Source organism: Acidovorax sp. GW823-FHT01C06 (genome assembly GCF_058798375.1).
In genome coordinates, this window is record NZ_JBXAKN010000006.1 from 83,575 (window position 1) to 102,866 (window position 19,292).

At 68.4% G+C, this 19,292-nt stretch carries 14 protein-coding genes; 6 read left to right on the forward strand and 8 right to left on the reverse strand.

Annotated features, from left to right (window positions below):
• Position 1: 1 nt before the first annotated feature.
• A complete protein-coding gene (gene dprA, locus AC1RCS_RS14130) occupies positions 2-1,186 on the forward strand; it encodes a DNA-processing protein DprA (protein WP_369643736.1) in 1,185 nt (394 codons plus the stop codon).
• 64 nt (positions 1,187-1,250) lie between these two features.
• Here dprA and AC1RCS_RS14135 read toward each other — a convergent pair whose 3' ends face one another.
• The 5 genes from AC1RCS_RS14135 to AC1RCS_RS14155 all read right to left on the reverse strand — a co-directional run bounded on the left by AC1RCS_RS14135 (position 1,251) and on the right by AC1RCS_RS14155 (position 10,875).
• Positions 1,251-3,626, reverse strand: coding sequence for a DUF1631 domain-containing protein (locus tag AC1RCS_RS14135; protein ID WP_492245166.1), 2,376 nt, complete (start codon positions 3,624-3,626; stop codon positions 1,251-1,253).
• A 17-nt stretch (positions 3,627-3,643) separates the two neighbouring features.
• Entirely contained in the window at positions 3,644-4,594 is a 951-nt protein-coding gene (secF, locus tag AC1RCS_RS14140) for a protein translocase subunit SecF (RefSeq protein WP_218297124.1), read from the reverse strand.
• 26 nt (positions 4,595-4,620) lie between these two features.
• Positions 4,621-6,504, reverse strand: coding sequence for a protein translocase subunit SecD (secD, locus tag AC1RCS_RS14145; RefSeq protein WP_218297125.1), 1,884 nt, complete (start codon positions 6,502-6,504; stop codon positions 4,621-4,623).
• Positions 6,505-6,660: 156 nt separating this feature from the next.
• Positions 6,661-6,996: a preprotein translocase subunit YajC gene (gene yajC / locus AC1RCS_RS14150; protein WP_218297126.1), complete on the reverse strand. Its 336-nt coding sequence runs from the start codon at positions 6,994-6,996 to the stop codon at positions 6,661-6,663.
• Positions 6,997-7,296: 300 nt separating this feature from the next.
• Positions 7,297-10,875 (reverse strand): indolepyruvate ferredoxin oxidoreductase family protein, encoded by a 3,579-nt coding sequence (locus AC1RCS_RS14155; protein ID WP_492245167.1) that lies wholly within the window; start codon positions 10,873-10,875, stop codon positions 7,297-7,299.
• Positions 10,876-11,065: 190 nt separating this feature from the next.
• On the opposite strand from AC1RCS_RS14155, the gene AC1RCS_RS14160 reads away from it, so the two are divergent.
• The 3 genes from AC1RCS_RS14160 (at position 11,066) to AC1RCS_RS14170 (ending at position 14,011) form a co-directional block, all read left to right on the forward strand.
• Positions 11,066-11,551, forward strand: a complete 486-nt coding sequence (locus AC1RCS_RS14160) for an Lrp/AsnC family transcriptional regulator (protein WP_218297128.1) — start codon at positions 11,066-11,068, stop codon at positions 11,549-11,551.
• Positions 11,552-11,704: 153 nt separating this feature from the next.
• Positions 11,705-13,444 (forward strand): MFS transporter, encoded by a 1,740-nt coding sequence (locus tag AC1RCS_RS14165; protein WP_218339426.1) that lies wholly within the window; start codon positions 11,705-11,707, stop codon positions 13,442-13,444.
• Between the two features lie 123 nt (positions 13,445-13,567).
• Positions 13,568-14,011 carry a hypothetical protein gene (locus AC1RCS_RS14170; RefSeq protein ID WP_255594852.1) on the forward strand — a complete coding sequence of 148 codons (444 nt, stop codon included), beginning with the start codon at positions 13,568-13,570 and terminating at the stop codon, positions 14,009-14,011.
• 117 nt (positions 14,012-14,128) lie between these two features.
• On the opposite strand, the gene mltA is transcribed toward AC1RCS_RS14170, so the two are convergent.
• Positions 14,129-15,259, reverse strand: a complete 1,131-nt coding sequence (gene mltA / locus AC1RCS_RS14175; protein WP_369643732.1) for a murein transglycosylase A — start codon at positions 15,257-15,259, stop codon at positions 14,129-14,131.
• Positions 15,260-15,554: 295 nt separating this feature from the next.
• On the opposite strand from mltA, the gene AC1RCS_RS14180 reads away from it, so the two are divergent.
• Positions 15,555-15,713: a hypothetical protein gene (locus AC1RCS_RS14180; RefSeq protein ID WP_218297131.1), complete on the forward strand. Its 159-nt coding sequence runs from the start codon at positions 15,555-15,557 to the stop codon at positions 15,711-15,713.
• 204 nt (positions 15,714-15,917) lie between these two features.
• Positions 15,918-16,565 carry a YiaD family glycine zipper/OmpA-like lipoprotein gene (locus AC1RCS_RS14185; RefSeq protein ID WP_218297132.1) on the forward strand — a complete coding sequence of 216 codons (648 nt, stop codon included), beginning with the start codon at positions 15,918-15,920 and terminating at the stop codon, positions 16,563-16,565.
• A gap of 42 nt (positions 16,566-16,607) precedes the next feature.
• Here the strand turns inward: AC1RCS_RS14185 and AC1RCS_RS14190 are convergent, their stop codons facing one another.
• Both AC1RCS_RS14190 and AC1RCS_RS14195 read right to left on the reverse strand, forming a co-directional pair.
• On the reverse strand, positions 16,608-17,237 hold the full coding sequence (locus AC1RCS_RS14190) for a response regulator transcription factor (RefSeq protein ID WP_492245168.1): 630 nt from the start codon (positions 17,235-17,237) through the stop codon (positions 16,608-16,610).
• Positions 17,237-19,291: a two-component system sensor histidine kinase NtrB gene (locus AC1RCS_RS14195; protein WP_492245270.1), complete on the reverse strand. Its 2,055-nt coding sequence runs from the start codon at positions 19,289-19,291 to the stop codon at positions 17,237-17,239. Before AC1RCS_RS14195 ends, AC1RCS_RS14190 begins: the two co-directional genes overlap by 1 nt.
• Position 19,292: the final 1 nt, after the last annotated feature.

Below are 19,292 nucleotides of genomic sequence, written 5' to 3' on the forward strand. Positions count from 1 at the left end.
CATGGACCGCGACGAGCTGGGAGCATGGTTGCGCCTCACCCTCTCCGCGGGGGTGGGCAATGGCGCCGCACGGCGCCTGCTGGCGCGCTTTGGCCTGCCCCAGGCGGTCTTCCAGCAATCGGAGTCTGCGCTGCAGCAATGTGTGACCTTGGCCCAGGCCAAGGCGCTGTGCACCGTGCCCAGCGAATGGGAAGCGCTGCTCGATATCACCTGGCAATGGCTGGAGGGCGCCGATCCCCAGGGGCCTGCGCGCGCGGTGGTCACGCTGGGTGACCACCGGTATCCACAGTCTCTGCTGGATACCGAAGACCCGCCGCTGCTGATGTACCTGATGGGCCCTGCCCGGCTGGTCACGCAGGCCCCGTTTCCTGTTGGCCGGTGCCTCGCGGTGGTCGGAAGCCGCAATCCCACCGCCCAAGGCGCGGACAACGCGCGGCTTTTTTCCCGGACACTGCGCGGGGCGGGCCTCACCATTGTCTCGGGGCTTGCGCTGGGGGTGGATGCTGCGGCCCATGAAGGGGCGCTGGATGTTGTCACTGAAGCCGCGGCGCAGGTTGCACCTGCCACCATTGCCGTGGTGGGCACGGGGCTCGACCGTGTCTATCCGCGCAAGAACCTGGACCTCGCGCACCGCATCGCCACGCACGGGCTTCTGGTCAGCGAGTACCCCCTGGGCACGCCACCGCTGGCCGCCAATTTTCCCAAGCGCAACCGCATCATTTCCGGCCTCTCCCAGGGGACTCTGGTGGTCGAGGCGGCACTGGCCTCGGGGTCGCTGATCACTGCCCGAATGGCGGCCGAACAGGGCCGCGAAGTGTTTGCGATTCCCGGCTCCATCCACGCACCGCAATCACGGGGCTGCCATGCGCTGATACGCCAGGGGGCCAAGCTGGTGGAGTCCGCGCAGGACGTGCTGGAAGAGTTGCGCCTGCCTTCCGCCCCGGCGGTGGACAGGCAGCTCGTTGACTCCGGGTCAGCATGCAGCAACACCGACCCGGGCATCCACGGAGGGGCAGACAGCCCTGTGCTGAAGGCCCTGGGTTTTGACCCCATGGGCGTGGATGCCCTGGTGGCCCGCACCGGCATGGATGCGGCGTCGCTGCAGGTGGCGTTGCTGGAGCTGGAGCTCGAGGGCCGCGTTGCCCGTTTGCCGGGCGGCCTGTTCCAGCGGCTGGGGACCGCCTGAGGCGCCCCCTCTGGACGGTGGTGGTTCGGGCGCGCGTCGCTTCGTTCGGTGCGCCCGGGCCTGGTCAGTCCAGAAGCCGCTCGGGGTTGGCGTCCAGCTTGGCCAGCGCATCGCGCGTGGCGCGCAAGGTCAGGCCCTCTTCTTCCTGGGCCACGAGCAAGCCGGCCTGCAGATAGGCTGCGAGCCTGCGCAACTGGATCAGGTAGCTGCTGCCGTCGACAGCGGCGAACAAATGCAGCTGCTTGCGCTGGCTTTGCCAAGCATATTGGACCTGGGCCGATGCCCCGTTGTGGTCCAGCGTGTACCAGGTGCCAGGCTGCAGTTCCTGGGCCCAGGCGACCATGTCGTCCTGAACGGGCGCGCCGTTGTCGGCGACCACATGGATGGAGGAGGCATCGATGCCCAGCATCATCTCGATGTTGTCGGCGTTGAGCGGCATGTCGCCCAGCGTCGCGTCGTTGATGAAATCCTCAAGGTTGGCCAGGCGCTTGGCCATGGCGTCGATGTGTGCCTGCGGAATGGATGCCGTCTTGGACAGGAAGGCGTCGGCCAGCGTGTCGGTGAGGACCTTGATCTGCGCATCCTGCGCCGGGCCGTTCACCCCCATCAGGGCCAATCCCTGGCGCAGGCGCTGCAGCAGGCCCGGAAGATTCTGGATGACCTGCGCGCGGTCGCTGCGGTTGGGCTTGGCGCTGGCCGCCCAGACCAGGTCCGCGGCCGTGCGCTTGAGCGATACGGTGTCTGCGTGCTGCGGGCCGTCGCGCACGGCCGACAGGGCCAGCACCTCGGCCCAGGTCTTGAAGAGAAACTCGCGGATCTCGTCGCGCACCGGCATGTCGCGCAGCATCGTGCGCAGCTCGATGGTGTACTGGATCGCCAGGGTTTCTTTCTGCTCGACCTGCTGGGCCACCGTGACCAGGCGCGAGGTGGCCTGCTTTTCGGTGAGGAACTTGGACAGGAATTTCTCGAACTCGTCGTAGACCAGCTGGAACACACGCCGGCCGGTCTCGGGGTACTGCTCGATCACCTGGACCACGCGGCGGATTTCCGCCTCCAGCGCGCTGCCATTGATGCTGGTGGCATCAAAGCCCATCACGCACGCCCCCATGCGGTCGATCAACTGGCGCGCGGGGTGGTTGAGGTTGCTGAAGAACTCTGGCTCGGCCAGCGCCACGCGCAGCACGGGCACCTGAAGCCGGGCAAACCAGACACGCACGGCCGGCGGGATGCGGTCTTCGGCCAGGATGCTCTGGAACATCAGGGCCACCACTTCGATGATGGCTTTTTCCCCGGCGGTGGAGGCCTTCTTCTTGAGCTCGGTCGAGCGTTCGCGCACCGCGCCCGCCAACTGCACCACGGCCGCGGGACTGTAGTCTTCCATCAGGGTGGCAACGCCACTGTAGTAGGTGTCGGCGTGCACGCGGTGGGCGGTGAGGGCATGGGCCAGCGCGGCCGAAGCCGGCGGGGCATTGACCATGTCGAACCCGGTCGCCGGTTGCGTCAGCAGCCTGCGCAGTTGCCCCATCACGCCCTGCGCCCGCTGGCGGGCCCGCGCCAGCGGGGTCATGCCCGTGGCAAACCCCGTGGGCAGGCCATGCCGCGGATAGCCCGCCGGCGGCCTGCCGCCGGGCAGGTGATGCTGGGGCATGGGGTGGCCGCCGCCCGGCTGGGGGATGCCGCCGCCGCGCGCCGCAGCCATGGCTTCCCGCGTCTGGGCCAACGCCTGGGACGCCAGGCCCCCGGCACCAGAGTTGCTGGCGCCACCGGCAACCGTGCCGCCCGAAGTGCGCCGCACGCGCGACTTGAGGTCGGCCTGGGGCGTGACGCCCTGCTCCACATAGAACACATTGACGGCCTGGTACTGCTTCTGGAGCAGGTTGGCCAGTTCCCGCTGCAACGGGTCCACCACGGTCTGCAGGTCGGTGCGGGGCAAGCCGGCCTCGACCCACTGCTCGACCAGCAGCAGGCACACGGCGTCGGGCCGGAGGATGTCGCTGCTGTCGAGCTCCTGCCCTTCCAGCGACTGGGTGCGCTGGCGCAAGGTGTCGAACTGGTGGCTGACCTGTTCGCTGACCGTGAGGGCCATGCGGGAAGCCAGGATCTTGTTTTCCACCACGTCGTCGCTCAGCAGCTCGAACTGGGGGCTCGCGCCGCCGGTGGCGAGGGTGCCGCGGGTGGTGCTGCTGTGCGGCGCCAGCGCATCGCGCCAGGCCTTGCCGGTGCGTTCGGTCCAGGCAGCATGGTGCTGCTGATATTGCATCCAGGCATCGCGGTGCGCCTGCATTTCGCGCGCTGTGCCCGTTTGGGACATCAGCGTTGTCAGGAAGTCCAGGACCGTCTTGTCCAGGTCCGGGAGTCCGCCGCACAGCCCCTCTACGAACCGCTGGCGCGCCTGGCGGGCCAGGCGGCGCTGTGGAACGGAAGGGGGCGTGGCTTGCATGGACCGATATTAGCGGTTCAGACGGTGGCCCCGGCATGGGGATCGTTCGGATCACCATCCTTCTTCACGGGCTTGACAAGGTCTTCGCGCTTCACACCGAGCCACATGGCGATGGCCGCGGCCACGAACACGGAGGAGTAGATGCCGAACAGGATGCCGATGGTGAGCGCGAGGGCAAAGTAGTGCAGGCTCGGGCCGCCAAAGAAGAACATCGACAGCACCATGGCCTCGGTGGATGCGTGGGTGATGATCGTGCGGCTCATCGTGCTCGTGATGGCGTGGTCGATCACCTCGTGCGTCGTCATCTTGCGGTACTTGCGGAAGGCCTCGCGGATCCGGTCGAAGATCACGACCGATTCGTTGACCGAATACCCCAGCACGGCCAGCACGGCCGCCAGCACCGACAGTGAGAACTCCCACTGGAAGAACGCGAAGAAGCCCAGGATGATCACCACGTCGTGCAGGTTGGCGATGATGGCCGCCACGCCGAACTTCCACTCGAAGCGGAAGGCCAGGTAGATCACGATGCCCACCACGACCATGGCCAGCGCCATCAAGCCGCCGTGCACCAGTTCCTCGCCCACCTGCGGGCCCACGAACTCGGTGCGCCGCAGCGTGACCTCGGGGTTGGCGGCCTTGAGCGCGCCCAGTACCTGTTCGCTTTGCTGCGCCGACGTCACGCCCTTTTGCACGGGCAGCCGGATCATCACGTCGCGGGCCGTGCCGAAGTTCTGCACCTGCACGTCGGGATAGCCCAGGCCGGAGACCGTCTCGCGGACCTTGGCCAGCTCGGCCGGCTGGCTGTAGGCCACTTCCATGACCGTGCCGCCCGTGAACTCCACCGACAGGTGCAGCCCGCGCGTGAGCAGGAAGAACACGGCCAGCGCGAACGTGATGAAGGAGATCGCGTTGAAGATCAACGCGTGCTTCATGAACGGGATGTCTTTTCGAATGCGGAAAAACTCCATGATCTTTGTTCCTTCCTTGGAGTTTCTTAGTTCGTCTTGGCCACGGCGGCATCGGCGTCCGGCTTCCAGACCTGGCCGATCGACACGCTCTTGAGCTTCTTCTGGCGGCCATACCACAGGTTCACCAGGCCGCGCGAGAAGAACACGGCCGAGAACATGCTGGTCAGGATGCCGATGCAGTGCACCACGGCAAAGCCGCGCACCGGGCCGGAGCCGAAGGCCAGCAGCGCCAGGCCCGCGATCAGCGTCGTCACGTTCGAGTCCAGGATGGTCGCCCAGGCGCGCTCGTAGCCCGCATGGATGGCCGCCTGCGGCGACATGCCGGAGCGCAGTTCCTCGCGGATGCGTTCGTTGATCAGCACGTTCGAGTCGATGGCCACGCCGATGGCCAGCGCCATGGCGGCAATGCCCGGCAAGGTCAGGGTGGCCTGGAGCATCGACAGGATGGCCACCAGCAGCAGCACGTTCACGGCCAGCGCGATGCTGGAGAACACGCCGAACAGCGTGTAGTAGAAGCACATGAAGACCGCGATGGCCGCCAGGCCCCAGACCACGCTGTGGATGCCGCGTTCGATGTTGTCTGCGCCCAGCGTCGGGCCGATGGTGAATTCCTCGATGATTTCCATCGGTGCGGCCAGCGAGCCCGCGCGCAGCAGCAGCGCGGTGTCGTTGGCTTCCGCCGTGGTCATGCGGCCGGAGATCTGCACCCGGCCGCCGCCGATTTCGCTGCGGATCACGGGGGCCGTCACCACCTCGCCCTTGCCCTTTTCAAACAGCACGATGGCCATGCGCTTGCCCACGTTCTCGCGCGTGATGTCGCGGAAGATGCGCGAGCCCTTGGCGTCCAGCGTGAGGTTGACGGTCGGCTCCTGCGTCTGGCCGTCGAAGCCGGGCTGCGCGTCGGTCAGGTTCTCGCCGGTCAGGATGACCTGCTTCTTGACGATCACGGGCTGGCCGCTGCGCTCCAGGTAGCGTTCGGAGCCGAACGGCACGGGGCCGCGGCCGGTCTCGGCGGTGCGGGCCTCGGTGCCCTCGTCCACCATGCGCACTTCCAGCGTGGCCGTGCGGCCCAGGATGTCCTTGGCCTTGGCGGTGTCCTGCACGCCGGGCAGCTGCACCACGATGCGGTCCAGGCCCTGCTGCTGGATCACGGGCTCGGCCACGCCCAGCTCATTGATCCGGTTGTGCAGCGTGACGATGTTCTGCTTGAGGGCCTGCTCCTGCACGCGGCGCGTGGCTTCGGGCTTGATGGAGGCGCGCAGCTTGAATTCGCTGCCTTCGGGCGTGCTGGCGACCTGCAGGTCGGTGAACTGGTCCGCGATCAGGTTGCGGGCCGCCGTCAGCATGGCCTCGTCGCGCACCTTGATGTCGATGTTCTGGCCTTCGCGGCTGATGCCGCCGTGGCGGATGCTCTTGTCGCGCAGCGCGGTGCGGATGTCGCCCGCATAGGACTCGGCCTTCTTGGTCAGGGCCGCCTGCATGTCCACCTGCAGCATGAAGTGCACGCCACCGCGCAAGTCCAGGCCCAGGTACATGGGGTTGGCATGCAGGGATTTGAGCCAGACGGGCGAGCGGGACACGAGGTTCAGCGCCACGATGTACGACGGATCGCTGGCATCGGGCACCAGGGCCTTCTGGATCGCGTCCTTGGCTTTGAGTTGGGTGTCGGGCGTGTCAAAGCGCGCGCGCACCGAGTTGCCCTCCAGCGCCACGAAGTCGGGCGTGACGCCCGCGGCCTTGAGCGCTTCTTCCACCCGCTGCTGCACGGCGGTGTCCACCTTGACGGTGGCCTTGGCCGACGAAACCTGCACCGCAGGCGCTTCGCCAAAGAAATTGGGCAGGGTGTACAGGACCCCCACCAGCAGCACGATCACCAGGATCGCGTACTTCCAGACCGGATAACGGTTCATGATCGCGCTCTTATCTCAGTTGTGCATGGCGCCATGCGCCGACCCCTGCCAGGGACGCCGTGGATCTGGCTCTGCCAGTCCGGGGGCGTCGTCCCCCTCCCGCGCGGCGCGGGGGCAAGGGGAAGGCGCGCAGCGCCTCAGGGGAATGTTCATTGATTACTTGACCGAACCCTTGGGCAGGACCTGAACCACGGCGCTGCGCTGCAGCTGCACTTCGACGCCGTTGGCGATCTCGATGTGCAGGAAACCTTCGGACAGGCGCGTGACCTTGCCGACGATGCCGCCGGAGGTGGCCACTTCATCACCCTTGGCGATGGCGTCGATCATGGCGCGGTGTTCCTTCTGGCGCTTCATCTGGGGGCGGATCATGACGAAGTAGAGCACCACAAACATGAGCACCAGGGGCAGCATGCCGGTCAGCGAGGACATGATGTCGGTACCACCAGCGGCTGCGGCGGGTGCGGTTTGGGCAAAAGCGGAAGAAATAAACACGGACTGGACTCCACAACGGATGGTCAAAATTCACAAAACCCGCCAGGGGCCGGCGCGAGGGCGCCTTCCAGGGCGGAACAGGGCATTGTATGCGGCCCCCTGTGCGCGGCCCAAGGGGGAAGACCCAAGCCGCTGGCGGGTGTTTGCCGCGGGCGGGCGGTGCGCCGCGATGGCGGGAAAAAATCAGATCAAAATGGCCATGGACGCCGGCCTGTCAATCATTTGATGCTCCTGACTTAATAGTAAAAAGCCCGCGCGGTGCGCGGGCTCTTCACGGCAGGGCTGCCACGGCAGCCGGCTTCACGCCGCCTGGCGCTGCGGCTGGGCGGTGGTGCCGCCGGCGCGCCACTGCGCCATCAGGCCGTCCCACTTGGGGCGTGCGGCCGACAGGTGGCGCTCCTTCACGTGGCCATAGCCCCGGATTTCCTCGGGGATGCGGGCGATCTCCACGGCCAGGGCCAGGTTGTCCGCGTTCAGGCGGGCCAGCAGCTCCTCGATGCAGGCGCGGTATTCCACGATCAGCGCGCGCTCCATGCGGCGCTCCTCGGTCTTGCCGAACACATCCAGTGCCGTGCCACGCAACCCCTTCATCTTGGCCAGCAGACCAAAGGCGCTGCGCATCCAGGGGCCGAACGGCTGCTTGACGAGTTCGCCCTTGTCGTTCTTCTTGGCCGTCATCGGAGGGGCCAGGTGGTGCACCAGCTTGTAGTCGCCTTCGAACATGTTCGCGATCTTGTCCGTGAAGGCCTTGTCGGTGTGCAGGCGCGCGACCTCGTACTCGTCCTTGTAGGCCATCAGCTTGAACAGGTAGCGGGCCACGGCCTCCGACAGGCGGGTGGTGGTGCCCAGCTTGCTTTCGGCGGCGCGCACCTTCTCTACGAAGGCCGTGTACTCGGACGCGTAGGCGGCATTCTGGTAGCCCGTGAGGAACTCCACGCGCTTGGCGATCATTTCGGCCAGCGAAGGCTTCTTGACGAACTGGATCACCTGCGCGGCGGCAAACAGCGCCTGCACCGAGGCCAGGTCATGGGCGCAGCGGCGGCCCCATTCGAAGGCCGCCTTGTTGTTGTCCACCTGCACGCCGTTCAATTCCATGGCGCGCATCAGCGACGCGTAGGTCAAGGGCACGCGGCCCTTTTGCCAGGCGTAGCCCAGCATCAGCGGGTTGGTGTAGATGCTGTCGCCCAGCAGCTGGGTGGCCACCTGTTCGGCATCGAAGCTCCCCACGCCACCCGCGCCGACCGCCGCCGCGATGGCGCTGTCGCAATTGGCGCCCGGGAACTGCCAGTCCGGGTTGGTCACGAAGGCCGCCGTGGGCGTGCCATGCGTGTTCAGCGCCACGAAGGTGCGGCCCGGCTGCATCACGGCCAGTGTGTACTTGTGCGCCGCCACGATGGAGTCGCAGCCGATCACCAGGTCGGCCTTGGCGGTGTCGACCTTGGTGGTGTAGATGGCCTCGGGGCGGTTGGCGATCTGGATGTGGCTCCAGGTGGCGCCGCCCTTCTGGGCCAGACCACCGGCGTCCTGCGTGATGACGCCCTTGCCGTCCAGGTGCGCGGCCATGCCCAGCAGCGAACCGATGGTGATCACGCCCGTGCCGCCCACGCCGCCGACCACGATGCCCCAGGCCGCTTCGGCCACGGGCAGCACCGGCTCAGGGATGGCCGGCAGGCTGGCCAGGTCGCCCTTCTTTTCCTTCTTGGGCTTCTTGAGCTTGCCGCCTTCCACCGTGACGAAGCTCGGGCAGAAGCCGTTCACGCACGAGTAGTCCTTGTTGCAGGTACTCTGGTTGATGCGGCGCTTGCGGCCGAATTCCGTCTCCACCGGCTCCACGCTCAGGCAATTGGACTTGGTGGAGCAGTCGCCGCAGCCCTCGCACACCAGCTCGTTGATGACGACGGTCTTGTCGGGCGTGGCCAGGGTGCCGCGCTTTCTGCGGCGGCGCTTTTCGGTCGCGCAGGTCTGGTCGTAGATGATGACCGTGCAGCCCTTGATCTCGCGGAACTGGCGCTGCAGCGTGTCGAGCTCGTCGCGGTGGTGCACCGTCACGCCCTCGGCCAGCGCCACGCCGTCGTACTTCTGCGGCTCATCGGTCACGATGATGAGCTTGGCCACGCCCTCGGATTTGAGGCTGTTCATGATCTGCAGCACCGAGTGGCCCTCGGGCCGCTCGCCTACCTGCTGGCCGCCGGTCATGGCCACGGCGTCGTTGTAGAGCACCTTGTAGGTGATGCTGGTGCCCGCCGCGATGCTCTGGCGGATGGCCAGCAGGCCGCTGTGGAAGTAGGTGCCGTCGCCCAGGTTGGCGAACACATGCTGGTCGGTGGTGAACGGGGCCTGGCCCACCCAGGTCACGCCCTCGCCGCCCATCTGCGTGAAGGTCGACGTGTTGCGGTCGGGCATCCAGTTGGCCATGTAGTGGCAGCCGATGCCGGCCACGGCGCGCGAGCCTTCGGGCACGCGGGTGCTGGTGTTGTGCGGGCAGCCGCTGCAGAACCAGGGGGCGCGCTCGCCCGTGTCCACCTTGAGCTCGGCCATGCCGCGCTCGCTCGCCTCGATGATGGCGATGCGCGAATCCATGCGCGCGATGATGTCGCTGGAGACGCCCAGCTTCTTCAGGCGCTTGGCGATCGCCTTGGCGATGATGGCCGGCGTCAGGTCGGCCTTGGCGCGCAGCAGCCAGTTCTGGCTGGGGTTGGGCATGGACCATTCGCCGCCCGTGGCATCACCCTCGGGCTCGTCGAACTTGCCCAGCACGTTGGGGCGCACGTCGGCGCGCCAGTTGTACAGCTCTTCCTTGAGCTGGTATTCGATGACCTGGCGCTTTTCCTCGACCACCAGGATCTCCTGCAGGCCCTGGGCGAAGTCGCGCGTGATGGTGGCTTCGAGCGGCCACACCACGTTGACCTTGTGCACGCGGATGCCCAGCTGGCGGCAGGTGTCATCGTCCAGGCCCAGGTCCACCAGGGCCTGGCGCGTGTCGTTGTAGGCCTTGCCGCTGGCGATGATGCCGAAGCGGTCGTTCTTGCCTTCGATCACGTTGTAGTTGAGCTTGTTGGCACGCACATAGGCCAGGGCCGCGTACCATTTGTAGTCCATGAGGCGCGCTTCCTGCTCCAGCGGCGCGTCGGGCCAGCGGATGTGCAGGCCGCCGGGCGGCATCACGAAGTCCTCGGGCATCACGATCTTCACGCGGTCCGGGTCCACCGAGATGCTGCTCGAGGACTCCACCACCTCCTGGATGGTCTTCATGCCCGACCACACGCCCGAGAAGCGGCTCATGGCGAAGGCGTGCAGGCCCATGTCCAGGATTTCCTGCACGCTGCTCGGGAAGAACACTGGCGTGCCGCAGGCCTTGAAGATGTGGTCGCTCTGGTGAGCGGCCGTGCTGCTCTTGCTGATGTGGTCGTCGCCCGCAATCGCGATCACGCCGCCGTGCTTGGCGGTGCCGGCCATGTTGGCGTGCTTGAACACGTCCGAGCAGCGGTCCACGCCCGGGCCTTTGCCGTACCAGATGCCGAAGACGCCGTCGAACTTCTTGGATTGGGGATACAGGTCGAGCTGCTGCGTGCCCCAGACGGCCGTCGCGCCGAGTTCCTCGTTCACGCCGGGCTGGAAGACGATGTTGTTGGCCGCCAGATGCTTCTTGGCCGCCCACAGCGCCTGGTCGTACGTGCCCAGGGGCGAGCCCCGGTAGCCGCTGATGAAACCGGCGGTGTTCAGGCCGGCCACGGCGTCGCGCTGGCGCTGCAGCATGGGCAGGCGGACCAGGGCCTGCACCCCGCTCATGAACGCCCGGCCGTGGTCCAAAGAGTATTTGTCGTCGAGGGTGACGGTTTCGAGGGCCTTGCGGATGTGCTCTGGCAGTGGGGCGTTCATGGCTATGTCTCCAATGGCTTTTTTGTGGGGCCGGGCCTTGTGGGCCCGGTCGGGGCGCAGTCCTTCCGCCCGTTTAGGGCAGCGACTCCAGTGTGCAGAGAAGTGTATGTCTGCATTGCTGATATGTCTTTGCGTTCTGTGCCGTGTTTGGGCTATTCTGAGAAAGGATCTTTCTCGGTACGGCCATTTTGTGAACACTCTCGACAAATTCGACATCGCCATCCTCAATGAGCTGCAGGCTGACGCACGCCTGACGAACGCCGAACTGGCCCAGCGCGTGGGCCTTTCGGCCGCGCCCTGCTGGCGGCGGGTGCGGGCGCTGGAGGAGCAGGGCTTCATCAAGGGCTACCGCGCCGAGATCGACCGGCACAAGATCGGCCTGGGGGTGCTGGCGTTCGTGCGGCTGGATGCCGACCGCAGCACCGGCGACCTCACGCGCGAGATGGAGGCGGCGATCGCGCGCATCCCCGAGGTGGTGGCCTGCCACTACATCAGCGGCACGGGCACCTTCGAGCTGCAGGTGGTGGCGCGCGACCTGGACAGCTTTTCGCAGTTCGCGCGCGACGTGCTGCTCAACCTGCCCAACGTGAAAGACATGCACACCAGCTTTTCGCTGGGCGAGGTCAAGGCCAGCAGCGCGCTGCCGCTCACGCACCTGGCGCGCGCCAAATCCTGATTGCTATAATTTCAATAGCTTTTGGCGCTTGCTGGGAAAGCGCCAGGTGCCCAAAAGGCATCGGGCCGCTGGCCCGGGCCATGCCCCTGCACCGGCGTCGGACGCGCCGCCGGGCGCAGCGCGGCGGCAGAACCCGTCGCACAATGCGCGGACATGCCACCTTTGCCGTCCCACGAAAGCACGCGCAGCGTTGCGCCCCCGCCCCCTCCTGAACTGAGCCCGGCCCCCGAAGCGCCCGCCGACCTCGCGGCGCGTGAAGCGGCCGCGGACCGCGCGGCCCTCGCCCAGGGCACGGAAGAATCCGTGGCTGCGCGGCTCGACCACTCCGCCTCGCTCTCGCCCCTGGCGCCGCTGTCGGTGCCAGTGTTCCGCATGCTCTGGCTCACCTGGGTGGCGGCCAACACCTGCATGTGGATGAACGACGTGGCGGCCGCCTGGCTCATGACCACGCTCACCACCTCGCCCATCCTGGTGGCCCTGGTGCAGTCGGCCTCGACGCTGCCCGTGTTCCTGCTGGGCCTGCCCAGCGGTGCGCTGGCCGACATCCTGGACCGGCGGCGCTACTTCATCGCCACGCAGTTCTGGGTGGCCGCCGTGGCGCTGGTGCTGTGCGTGGCCATCATGGCGGGCGGCATGACGGCGCCGCTGCTGCTCGCGCTCACGTTCGCCAACGGCATCGGCCTGGCCATGCGCTGGCCGGTGTTCGCGGCCATCGTGCCCGAGCTGGTCAGCCGCCCGCAGCTGCCCGCGGCGCTGGCGCTCAACGGCGTGGCCATGAACGCCTCGCGCATCATCGGCCCGCTGCTGGCCGGTGCCATCATCGCCAGCGCGGGCAGCGCCTGGGTGTTCGTGCTCAACGCCGTGCTGTCCGTCATCTCGGGCCTGGTCATCATGCGCTGGAAGCGCACCCACGTGCCCAGCCCGCTCGGCCGCGAGAAGCTGCCCAGCGCCATGCGCGTGGGCCTGCAGTTCGTGCGGCAGTCGCCCAGCATGCGGGCCGTGCTGTGGCGCATTTCCATCTTCTTCCTGCACGCCACCGCGCTGCTGGCCCTGCTGCCGCTGCTGGCGCGGGGCCTGGAAGGCGGCGGCGCGGGCACCTTCACCCTGCTGCTCGCGTCCATGGGCGCGGGGGCCATCACCGCCGCCATGTTCCTGCCGCGCCTGCGCCAGGCCATGGCGCGCGACGTGCTGGTGATCCGGGGCACGCTGCTGCAGGCGGCGGCCACCGGCGTGATGGCCGTGGCCCCCAACGTGTATGTGGCCGTGCCCGCGATGTTCGTGGCCGGCATGGCGTGGATCACCACGGCCAATTCACTGAGCGTGTCGGCCCAGCTGGCGCTGCCCAACTGGGTGCGCGCGCGCGGCATGTCGATCTACCAGATGGCCATCATGGGCTCCACGGCCCTGGGCGCCGCCGTGTGGGGCCAGGTGGCCACGGTGAGCGACGTGCACGCGAGCCTGGGAATCGCCGCAGGCACCGGCGTGGTGGCCATGCTGCTGGTGCAGCGCCTGGTGGCCGACCGCAGCATGGAGGAGGACCTGAGCCCCTCGCGCGCCTTCCAGGCGCCCGTGGCCGACGTGCCGCCGGGGGCGGGGCACCTCGTGGTCACGATCGAGTATTTCATCGACCCGGCCCGCGCGGCCGAATTCCGCGCCGCCATGCAGGAAAGCCGCCGCAGCCGCCTGCGCCAAGGTGCCCTGGGCTGGCAGCTGCTGCACGACATCAGCCAGCCCGCGCGGTATGTGGAGCGCATCGAGGACGAGTCGTGGACCGAGCACCTGCGGCGCTTCGACCGGGTGACGGCCTCGGACGTGGCCCTGCGCGACCGCAAGCTGGCCTTCCACGTGGGCGATGCGCCGCCGCGGGTGACGCGGTGGACGGTGGAGCCGTAGGGCGCCAGGGCCCCGGGGGGCGGGCAGCCCTGCAGCGCGGGGCGCCAGGGACGATGCCTCTACCATCGCGGGATGCCCTGCAAAGGCCCGCCCCAGCCCCTGACCTTGCACGTTGACCTCCCTATGAAGTGCTTCACGCGTTCCAGCTTCCTCTCCCTTGCCCTCGCGGCCTCCTGGGCCTGCGCGGCGGCCCCCGACCCCTCCCTGCTCGGCTGCTGGCGCGCCGCCAGGATCGTGCTGACCGCCCCGGATGGCGAAAAGGCCGAAGACACCTCCGGCCGCTGCACCCTGCAATTCAAGGCGGACCAGTTCGAATCCACCTGCAAGACCACCAGCGGGACGGCCACCACCACGTACCGGTATCAGGTCGTCCGCCCCCGGGTGTATGCGGCCACCATGGCGGGCAGCACCTTCAGGACGGAGATGGTGGGCTCGACGCGCGAGTACGAGTACCGCATCGAAGGGGATCAACTGCACACCGTGACCGTGCCGCCGGCCATGGCGTTCGCGGCGGCCGCTGCGGCCCAGCGGGTGGAAACCGATGCGGCGCGGGTGCCGTGCCCGTGAACGGGGCTGCCCGTCGCGGGGCGTTGGGGCACAGGGACACTTGAAGAAAATGCTCCTGATTCAATAGCTTTTAGCGCTTGTCCAATAAGGGCTGGAAGCCAAAAAGACCTAAAAAAATCACCGGGGCCACAGCGCCCACAGCCGCAGGTTCTGCTTCAGGCGCCCGGCGATGTCGCCCGCCTCCGGTCCCCAGCCCGTGAAGAAGTCCGCGCGCACCGCGCCCAGGATGGCGCTGCCGGTGTCCTGGGCCATCACCATGCGGTTGAGCTGCACCTGCGGCCCGCTGGACGCGAGCCACACGGGCGTGCCGTAGGGAATGCTCTGGCGGTCCACGGCGATGGAGCGGCCGGGCGTGAGCGGCACGCCCTGCGCGCCGCGCGGGCCAAAGCCCGCGTCCAGCGGGCTCAGCGGCTCCTCGCGGAAGAACACGTAGCGCGGGTTGGTCCACATCAGCTCATTCGTGCGCTGGGGGTTGGCGGCCAGCCAGGCGCGGATGCCGGGCCAGGTGGCGTCGCGGGTGTAGCCCTGGTCCAGCAGCCAGCGGCCGATGCTCTGGTAGGGCTGGTCGTTGGTGCCCGCGTAGGCCACGCGCACCAGCGACACCGTGCCGTCCGCCTCGGCGATGCGCAGGCGGCCCGAGCCCTGGATGTGCAGCACCATCGATTCGACCGGGTCGCGCAGCCAGGCGATGGCCCGGCCGGCCAGCGCGGCCTGGGCCTCGGGCAGTGTCTCGATCTGCTGGCGCGTGTACCAGGGCTTGCGCGTCCCGAGCCCGGCGGGCACGCGGTAGACCGGCACGTTGAAACCGTTGCCGGGCTGGCGGGAGCCCTCCATCATCGGCTCGTAGTAGGCCGTTAGCAGGCCGTCGGGGTTGCCGTCGGTCGCCTCCACGCGGTAGGGCTGCAGCCGCGCGATGAGCCAGGCGCGTTGCTCCTCACCTGTGGCGATGCTCAGCTGGCGCACGTCGCTGCACAGCGAGGTGAAGGGCGGCGCGGGCCGCTCGCAGCTCTTGATCCAGGCGTTCCAGGCCTCGTGCAGCGCGTCTTCGGTGAAGCCGGGCAGCTCGGCCCAGCGCACGGGCACCCAGCGGCTCTTGGGCTGGGACATCGGCGGGGGCAGCGGGCCGGTGTCGCCCGGCAGAACCACCGCGCCGGGCGGCAGGGGCGCCGGGATGGCCGGGGGGCGGGAGGGGCTTGCGGGCGGTGGGCTCGAGCAGGCGGCCAGCGTTCCTACAATCAGTGCCGTCAATACAAGGCCTAGAAGGTGTTTGCGATCATGCCGTGGCCGTGTTGGAGTGCCTTCGGGATGAGTGGATGGCTCGGATGCGCCGCAGGGGCTCGCGCTTGTGCAAGCAGCCGGGGCGTCCCATCGCCCGCTTTCACTCCAGCCCGAAGGGCCGAGGGCTTTGCGGTCGGTCTGCTGCGTTGCGGCGCTTGCCAATAGCGGGGCCATGGGCCGCAGACCGCGCCTTGTATCCCATCCCGCAAAGGCCTCTGCGCGGCCACGGGGTGACCGTAAATACGTTCTTGGGAGTGTCAATTTCATGGGGCTGATTTTGCTTGAAGCGCTGCTCGCGCTGGTGCTGCTGGTCGCCATCGTCTGGTGGACCATGTTCTCAGGCCGCAAGGGTGGTGAGCTGCAGCAGCCCCCGAAGGATTCCCCGCCGCCGCCCCCCGCCCCTCCACCGCCCCCGGCGCAGTGACTTGGCATGCGCGCGGGGCGCGGGCGCCAGGCGGTGCCGTCCTACAGCCAGGGTGCCGCTGTGCCGATGGCGCCCGTGTCCGCCCGCGGCCACGATGGCGTTGAGCTGGGCGCACCCGAGGCCGGGGCCAGGGACAGGCCACACGGCACGCGAACGGAACTCCCGAAGCGCCCAGCTCCAACGAATCTTTCAAGGAGCACCACCATGCGCAAACACATTCTTCTCGGCGCCACCGCCGTCATCGTCCTGGCCACGGGCTGCGCCAGCATGGACGACACCCAGCGCCGTACCGCCACAGGGGCCGGCGTGGGCGCGCTGGCCGGCGCCGTCATCGGCTCCGCCACCGGCGGCAGCGCCGGCACGGGGGCGGTCGTGGGCGCGGGCGTGGGGGCGCTGGGCACCTACATCTGGTCGCAGAACATGGAGCGGCAAAAGCGCGAGATGGAGCGTGCGACCCAGGGCACCGGCATCGCCGTGACACAGACAGCCGACAACCAGCTCATGCTCAACATCCCGAGCGACATCTCGTTCGCCGTGGGCCGCTCGGACATCCAGCCCAACTTTGCCCCGGTGCTCGACCAGTTCGCTGCCGGCCTGCGCAACAACCCCAACACCGATGTGCGCATCGTGGGCCACACGGACAACACCGGCAGCGACGCCATCAACAACCCGCTCTCGGTGGACCGCGCCGCCAGCACGCGCAGCTACCTCACGGCACGGGGCGTGGACGGGCGCCGCATCGCCATCGATGGCATGGGCGAGCGCTACCCGATCGCCACCAACGACTCGGCCGACGGCCGCGCCCGCAACCGGCGGGTGGAAATCTTCGTGGGTGAGCGCCCGCGCGGCTAGCGGCTAGCCGCCGCACCCCGGCGCGCGGGCGCGGGGGCCGGCCTACTGCCCCGTGCGCAGCAGGTTGGCCAGCTCCACCGCCGACTTGACCTGCATCTTGTCGAACACCCGCGAGCGGTGCACTTCCACCGTGCGCACGCTGATGTCCAGCTGGTCGGCGATCAGTTTGTTGGGCAGGCCCGCCACCACCAGGTCCATCACATCGCGCTCGCGCTCCGTCAGGTCCGCGAGCCGCACCTGCAGGTCGCTGCGCTCGCGCAGCTGCGCCAGCCGCTCCGCCGACTGCGCCAGCGCCTGCTCGATCCGGTCCACCAGGGCATTGTCGGAAAAGGGCTTCTCGCAAAAATCGAAGGCGCCCCGCTTGACCGTGTCCACGGCCGTGGGCACGTCGGCGTGGCCCGTGAGGAAGATCACCGGCATGGTGGCCAGGTCGCCACGCACGCCGAGCAGGTCGAACAGCGCCAGGCCGCTCATGCCGGGCATGCGCACGTCCAGCAGCAGGCAGCAGGGCTGGCGCTGCGCCGGGCGGCTTTGCAGCATGGCATCAAACGCCTCGGCGCTGTCGAACGATTCGCTCGGGAGCCGGCGCGAGCGCAGCAGCCAGGCCAGCGCCTCGCGCACGCTGGCGTCGTCGTCCACGATGTACACGGTGGCGTTGGATACGGGTTCCATCAGGTGTCAGGCGAAGGTTGGGGAACGGGCAGCGTGAAGGTAAAGACCGTACCACGCGGCTCGTGGGGGGCAAATCCGAGAAAACCACCGTGCTGCTCGATCACCGTGCGGCACATCGAGAGGCCCAGGCCCATGCCTTCGGCGCGGGTGGTGAAGAAGGGCGTGAAGAGTTTTTTCGCCACGTCCGCGGCGATGCCGGTTCCGAGGTCCGTCACCGCGAACTCGATCCATCCGCTGTGCTGGTTCGAGGCGGCGCGCCGCACGCGGATGTCGAGCACGCGCGTGGGAATGGCGGGGTCGTCCATGGCCTGCATGGCGTTGCGCGCCAGGTTGAGCAGCACCTGCTCGACCATGGTGCGGTCGCACAGGACGGGGGGCAGGTTCGGCTCCACCGTGGTGTTCACCCGCACGGCCAGCTTGCGCGCCTGCAGGCTCACCAGCGGGAGGATGGCGTCGAGCAGCTGGCGCGCCTGCACGGCCTCCCGCGCCTGGTCGCGCCGGCGCACGAAGTCGTGCACGCTCTTGATCACCTTGCCCGCGCGCTCGGCCTGCCGCGCGATGTGCTGCATGGCCATGCGCACGTCCTGCAGCTGCTCCGCGTTGGGAGCGGCGCCCGCCGGGCTTCCCGCCTGGGGCGCCGGCGCCTCCAGCAGGTTGATGGAGCCCGTGGCGTAGCTGGAGATGGCGGCCAGGGGCTGGTTGAGTTCGTGGCTCAGCAGCGAGGCCATCTCGCCCACGGTGGCCAGCCGGGCGGTGGCCTGCAGCCGCTCTTGCGAGGCACGCGAAAGCTCCTCCACCCGCCGCTGCTCGCTGATGTCGAGGAACGCGCTCATCCATCCCGTGTGCAGGCCCTGGGCGTTGATGAGCGGGGCCTCGATGATGAGCACCGGAAAGCGCGTGCCGTCCTTGCGCATGAATTCGGACTCGAACCCCTCGCGCGGCGGCATGGTGCCCGCGAAGCGGATGGCCTGGCGCTGGCGGTACTCCTCCACGCGCTCGGGCGGCCAGTAGGGTGCGGTCACGCTCTGGCCCAGCAGTTCCGGGGCGCTGAACCCCACCATGGCGCAGAACGCGGGGTTCACATAGGTGATGCGGCCTTCCAGGTCGCGGGCGCGCAGGCCCGTGACCAGCGAGTCCTCCATCGCCTTGCGGAATGCCAGCGCGTCGGCCAGGTCGCGCTCGGCGCGCAGGCGCCGGCGGTTGTCGCGCACCAGCACCACCATCACGGTGACCAGCGCGATCGACATGGCGGTGACCAGCGCGGTCAATACATTGGGGAACAGGCTGGGCGCGCTGTGCCAGGTGTCCATGCGCAGCACCAGCGTGCTGCCGGGCAGATCCAGCAGGTGCGTGGCCGTGAACATGCGCGAGCCCCGGCGCGCGGCGCCCAGCACGGCCAGCCGGGTGCCGTCGGCCTCGGTGAAGGAGGCCTCCTGGCTGCGCGTGAGGTTGTGCGCCACCAGGTTGATCAGCACGTCCTGCAGGGCGTAGGTGGCCACGAGGAAGCCCGTGCTGCGCCCCCCCGCGCTCAGGGGCAGGCACAGCTCCATCATTTCCGAGCCCAGCCCGTCGCCGTGCGGCTGGAAGTAGCTGCTGGAATAGGCGGGGCTGCTCAGGCGGCGCGCGTTGGCGCAGGCAATGGCGGCGTCGGACTGGTTGCCTTCGCGCAGCCGCGCGTCCCAGGCCACGGGGCGGTAGGGCGACTGGGCATGCGTGCGCACCCGCAGGCTGGTATCCCGCCACTCGATGCGCACCAGCTCGCGCCGGTTGCGCAGCAGCTCCGAGGCATCCACTTCCCAGGCGAGCTGGCCCGGGTCGCCCGCGTGCAGCGCCTGCAGGCTCTGCAGGTTGCGCGTGAGCGCCACGCGGATGTCGGACACCGCGTCGGCCGTGTCGCGCTCCAGGCGGGACTGCACCTGGCTGGCCTCGTACCGCCCCGCAAGCCACACCATGGTGGCGAGCATGGAGATCACGAGCAGCACCAGCAGGGTCCACAGCGACCAACGCCGCCATGCGCCCCGCCAGCGCCTGAAAAGTGTGCGCTGCTGCGGGATC

Bases quoted from the DNA above. Each gene is read 5' to 3' on its own strand.
- secF (WP_218297124.1), bottom strand. From the start codon at position 4,594: ATGGAGTTTTTCCGCATTCGAAAAGACATCCCGTTCATGAAGCACGCG.
- AC1RCS_RS14185 (WP_218297132.1), top strand. From the start codon at position 15,918: ATGCGCAAACACATTCTTCTCGGCGCCACCGCCGTCATCGTCCTGGCC.
- AC1RCS_RS14170 (WP_255594852.1), top strand. From the start codon at position 13,568: ATGAAGTGCTTCACGCGTTCCAGCTTCCTCTCCCTTGCCCTCGCGGCC.
- AC1RCS_RS14180 (WP_218297131.1), top strand. From the start codon at position 15,555: ATGGGGCTGATTTTGCTTGAAGCGCTGCTCGCGCTGGTGCTGCTGGTC.
- dprA (WP_369643736.1), top strand. From the start codon at position 2: ATGGACCGCGACGAGCTGGGAGCATGGTTGCGCCTCACCCTCTCCGCG.
- AC1RCS_RS14165 (WP_218339426.1), top strand. From the start codon at position 11,705: ATGCCACCTTTGCCGTCCCACGAAAGCACGCGCAGCGTTGCGCCCCCG.
- secD (WP_218297125.1), bottom strand. From the start codon at position 6,504: ATGAACCGTTATCCGGTCTGGAAGTACGCGATCCTGGTGATCGTGCTG.
- AC1RCS_RS14135 (WP_492245166.1), bottom strand. From the start codon at position 3,626: ATGCAAGCCACGCCCCCTTCCGTTCCACAGCGCCGCCTGGCCCGCCAG.
- AC1RCS_RS14155 (WP_492245167.1), bottom strand. From the start codon at position 10,875: ATGAACGCCCCACTGCCAGAGCACATCCGCAAGGCCCTCGAAACCGTC.
- AC1RCS_RS14190 (WP_492245168.1), bottom strand. From the start codon at position 17,237: ATGGAACCCGTATCCAACGCCACCGTGTACATCGTGGACGACGACGCC.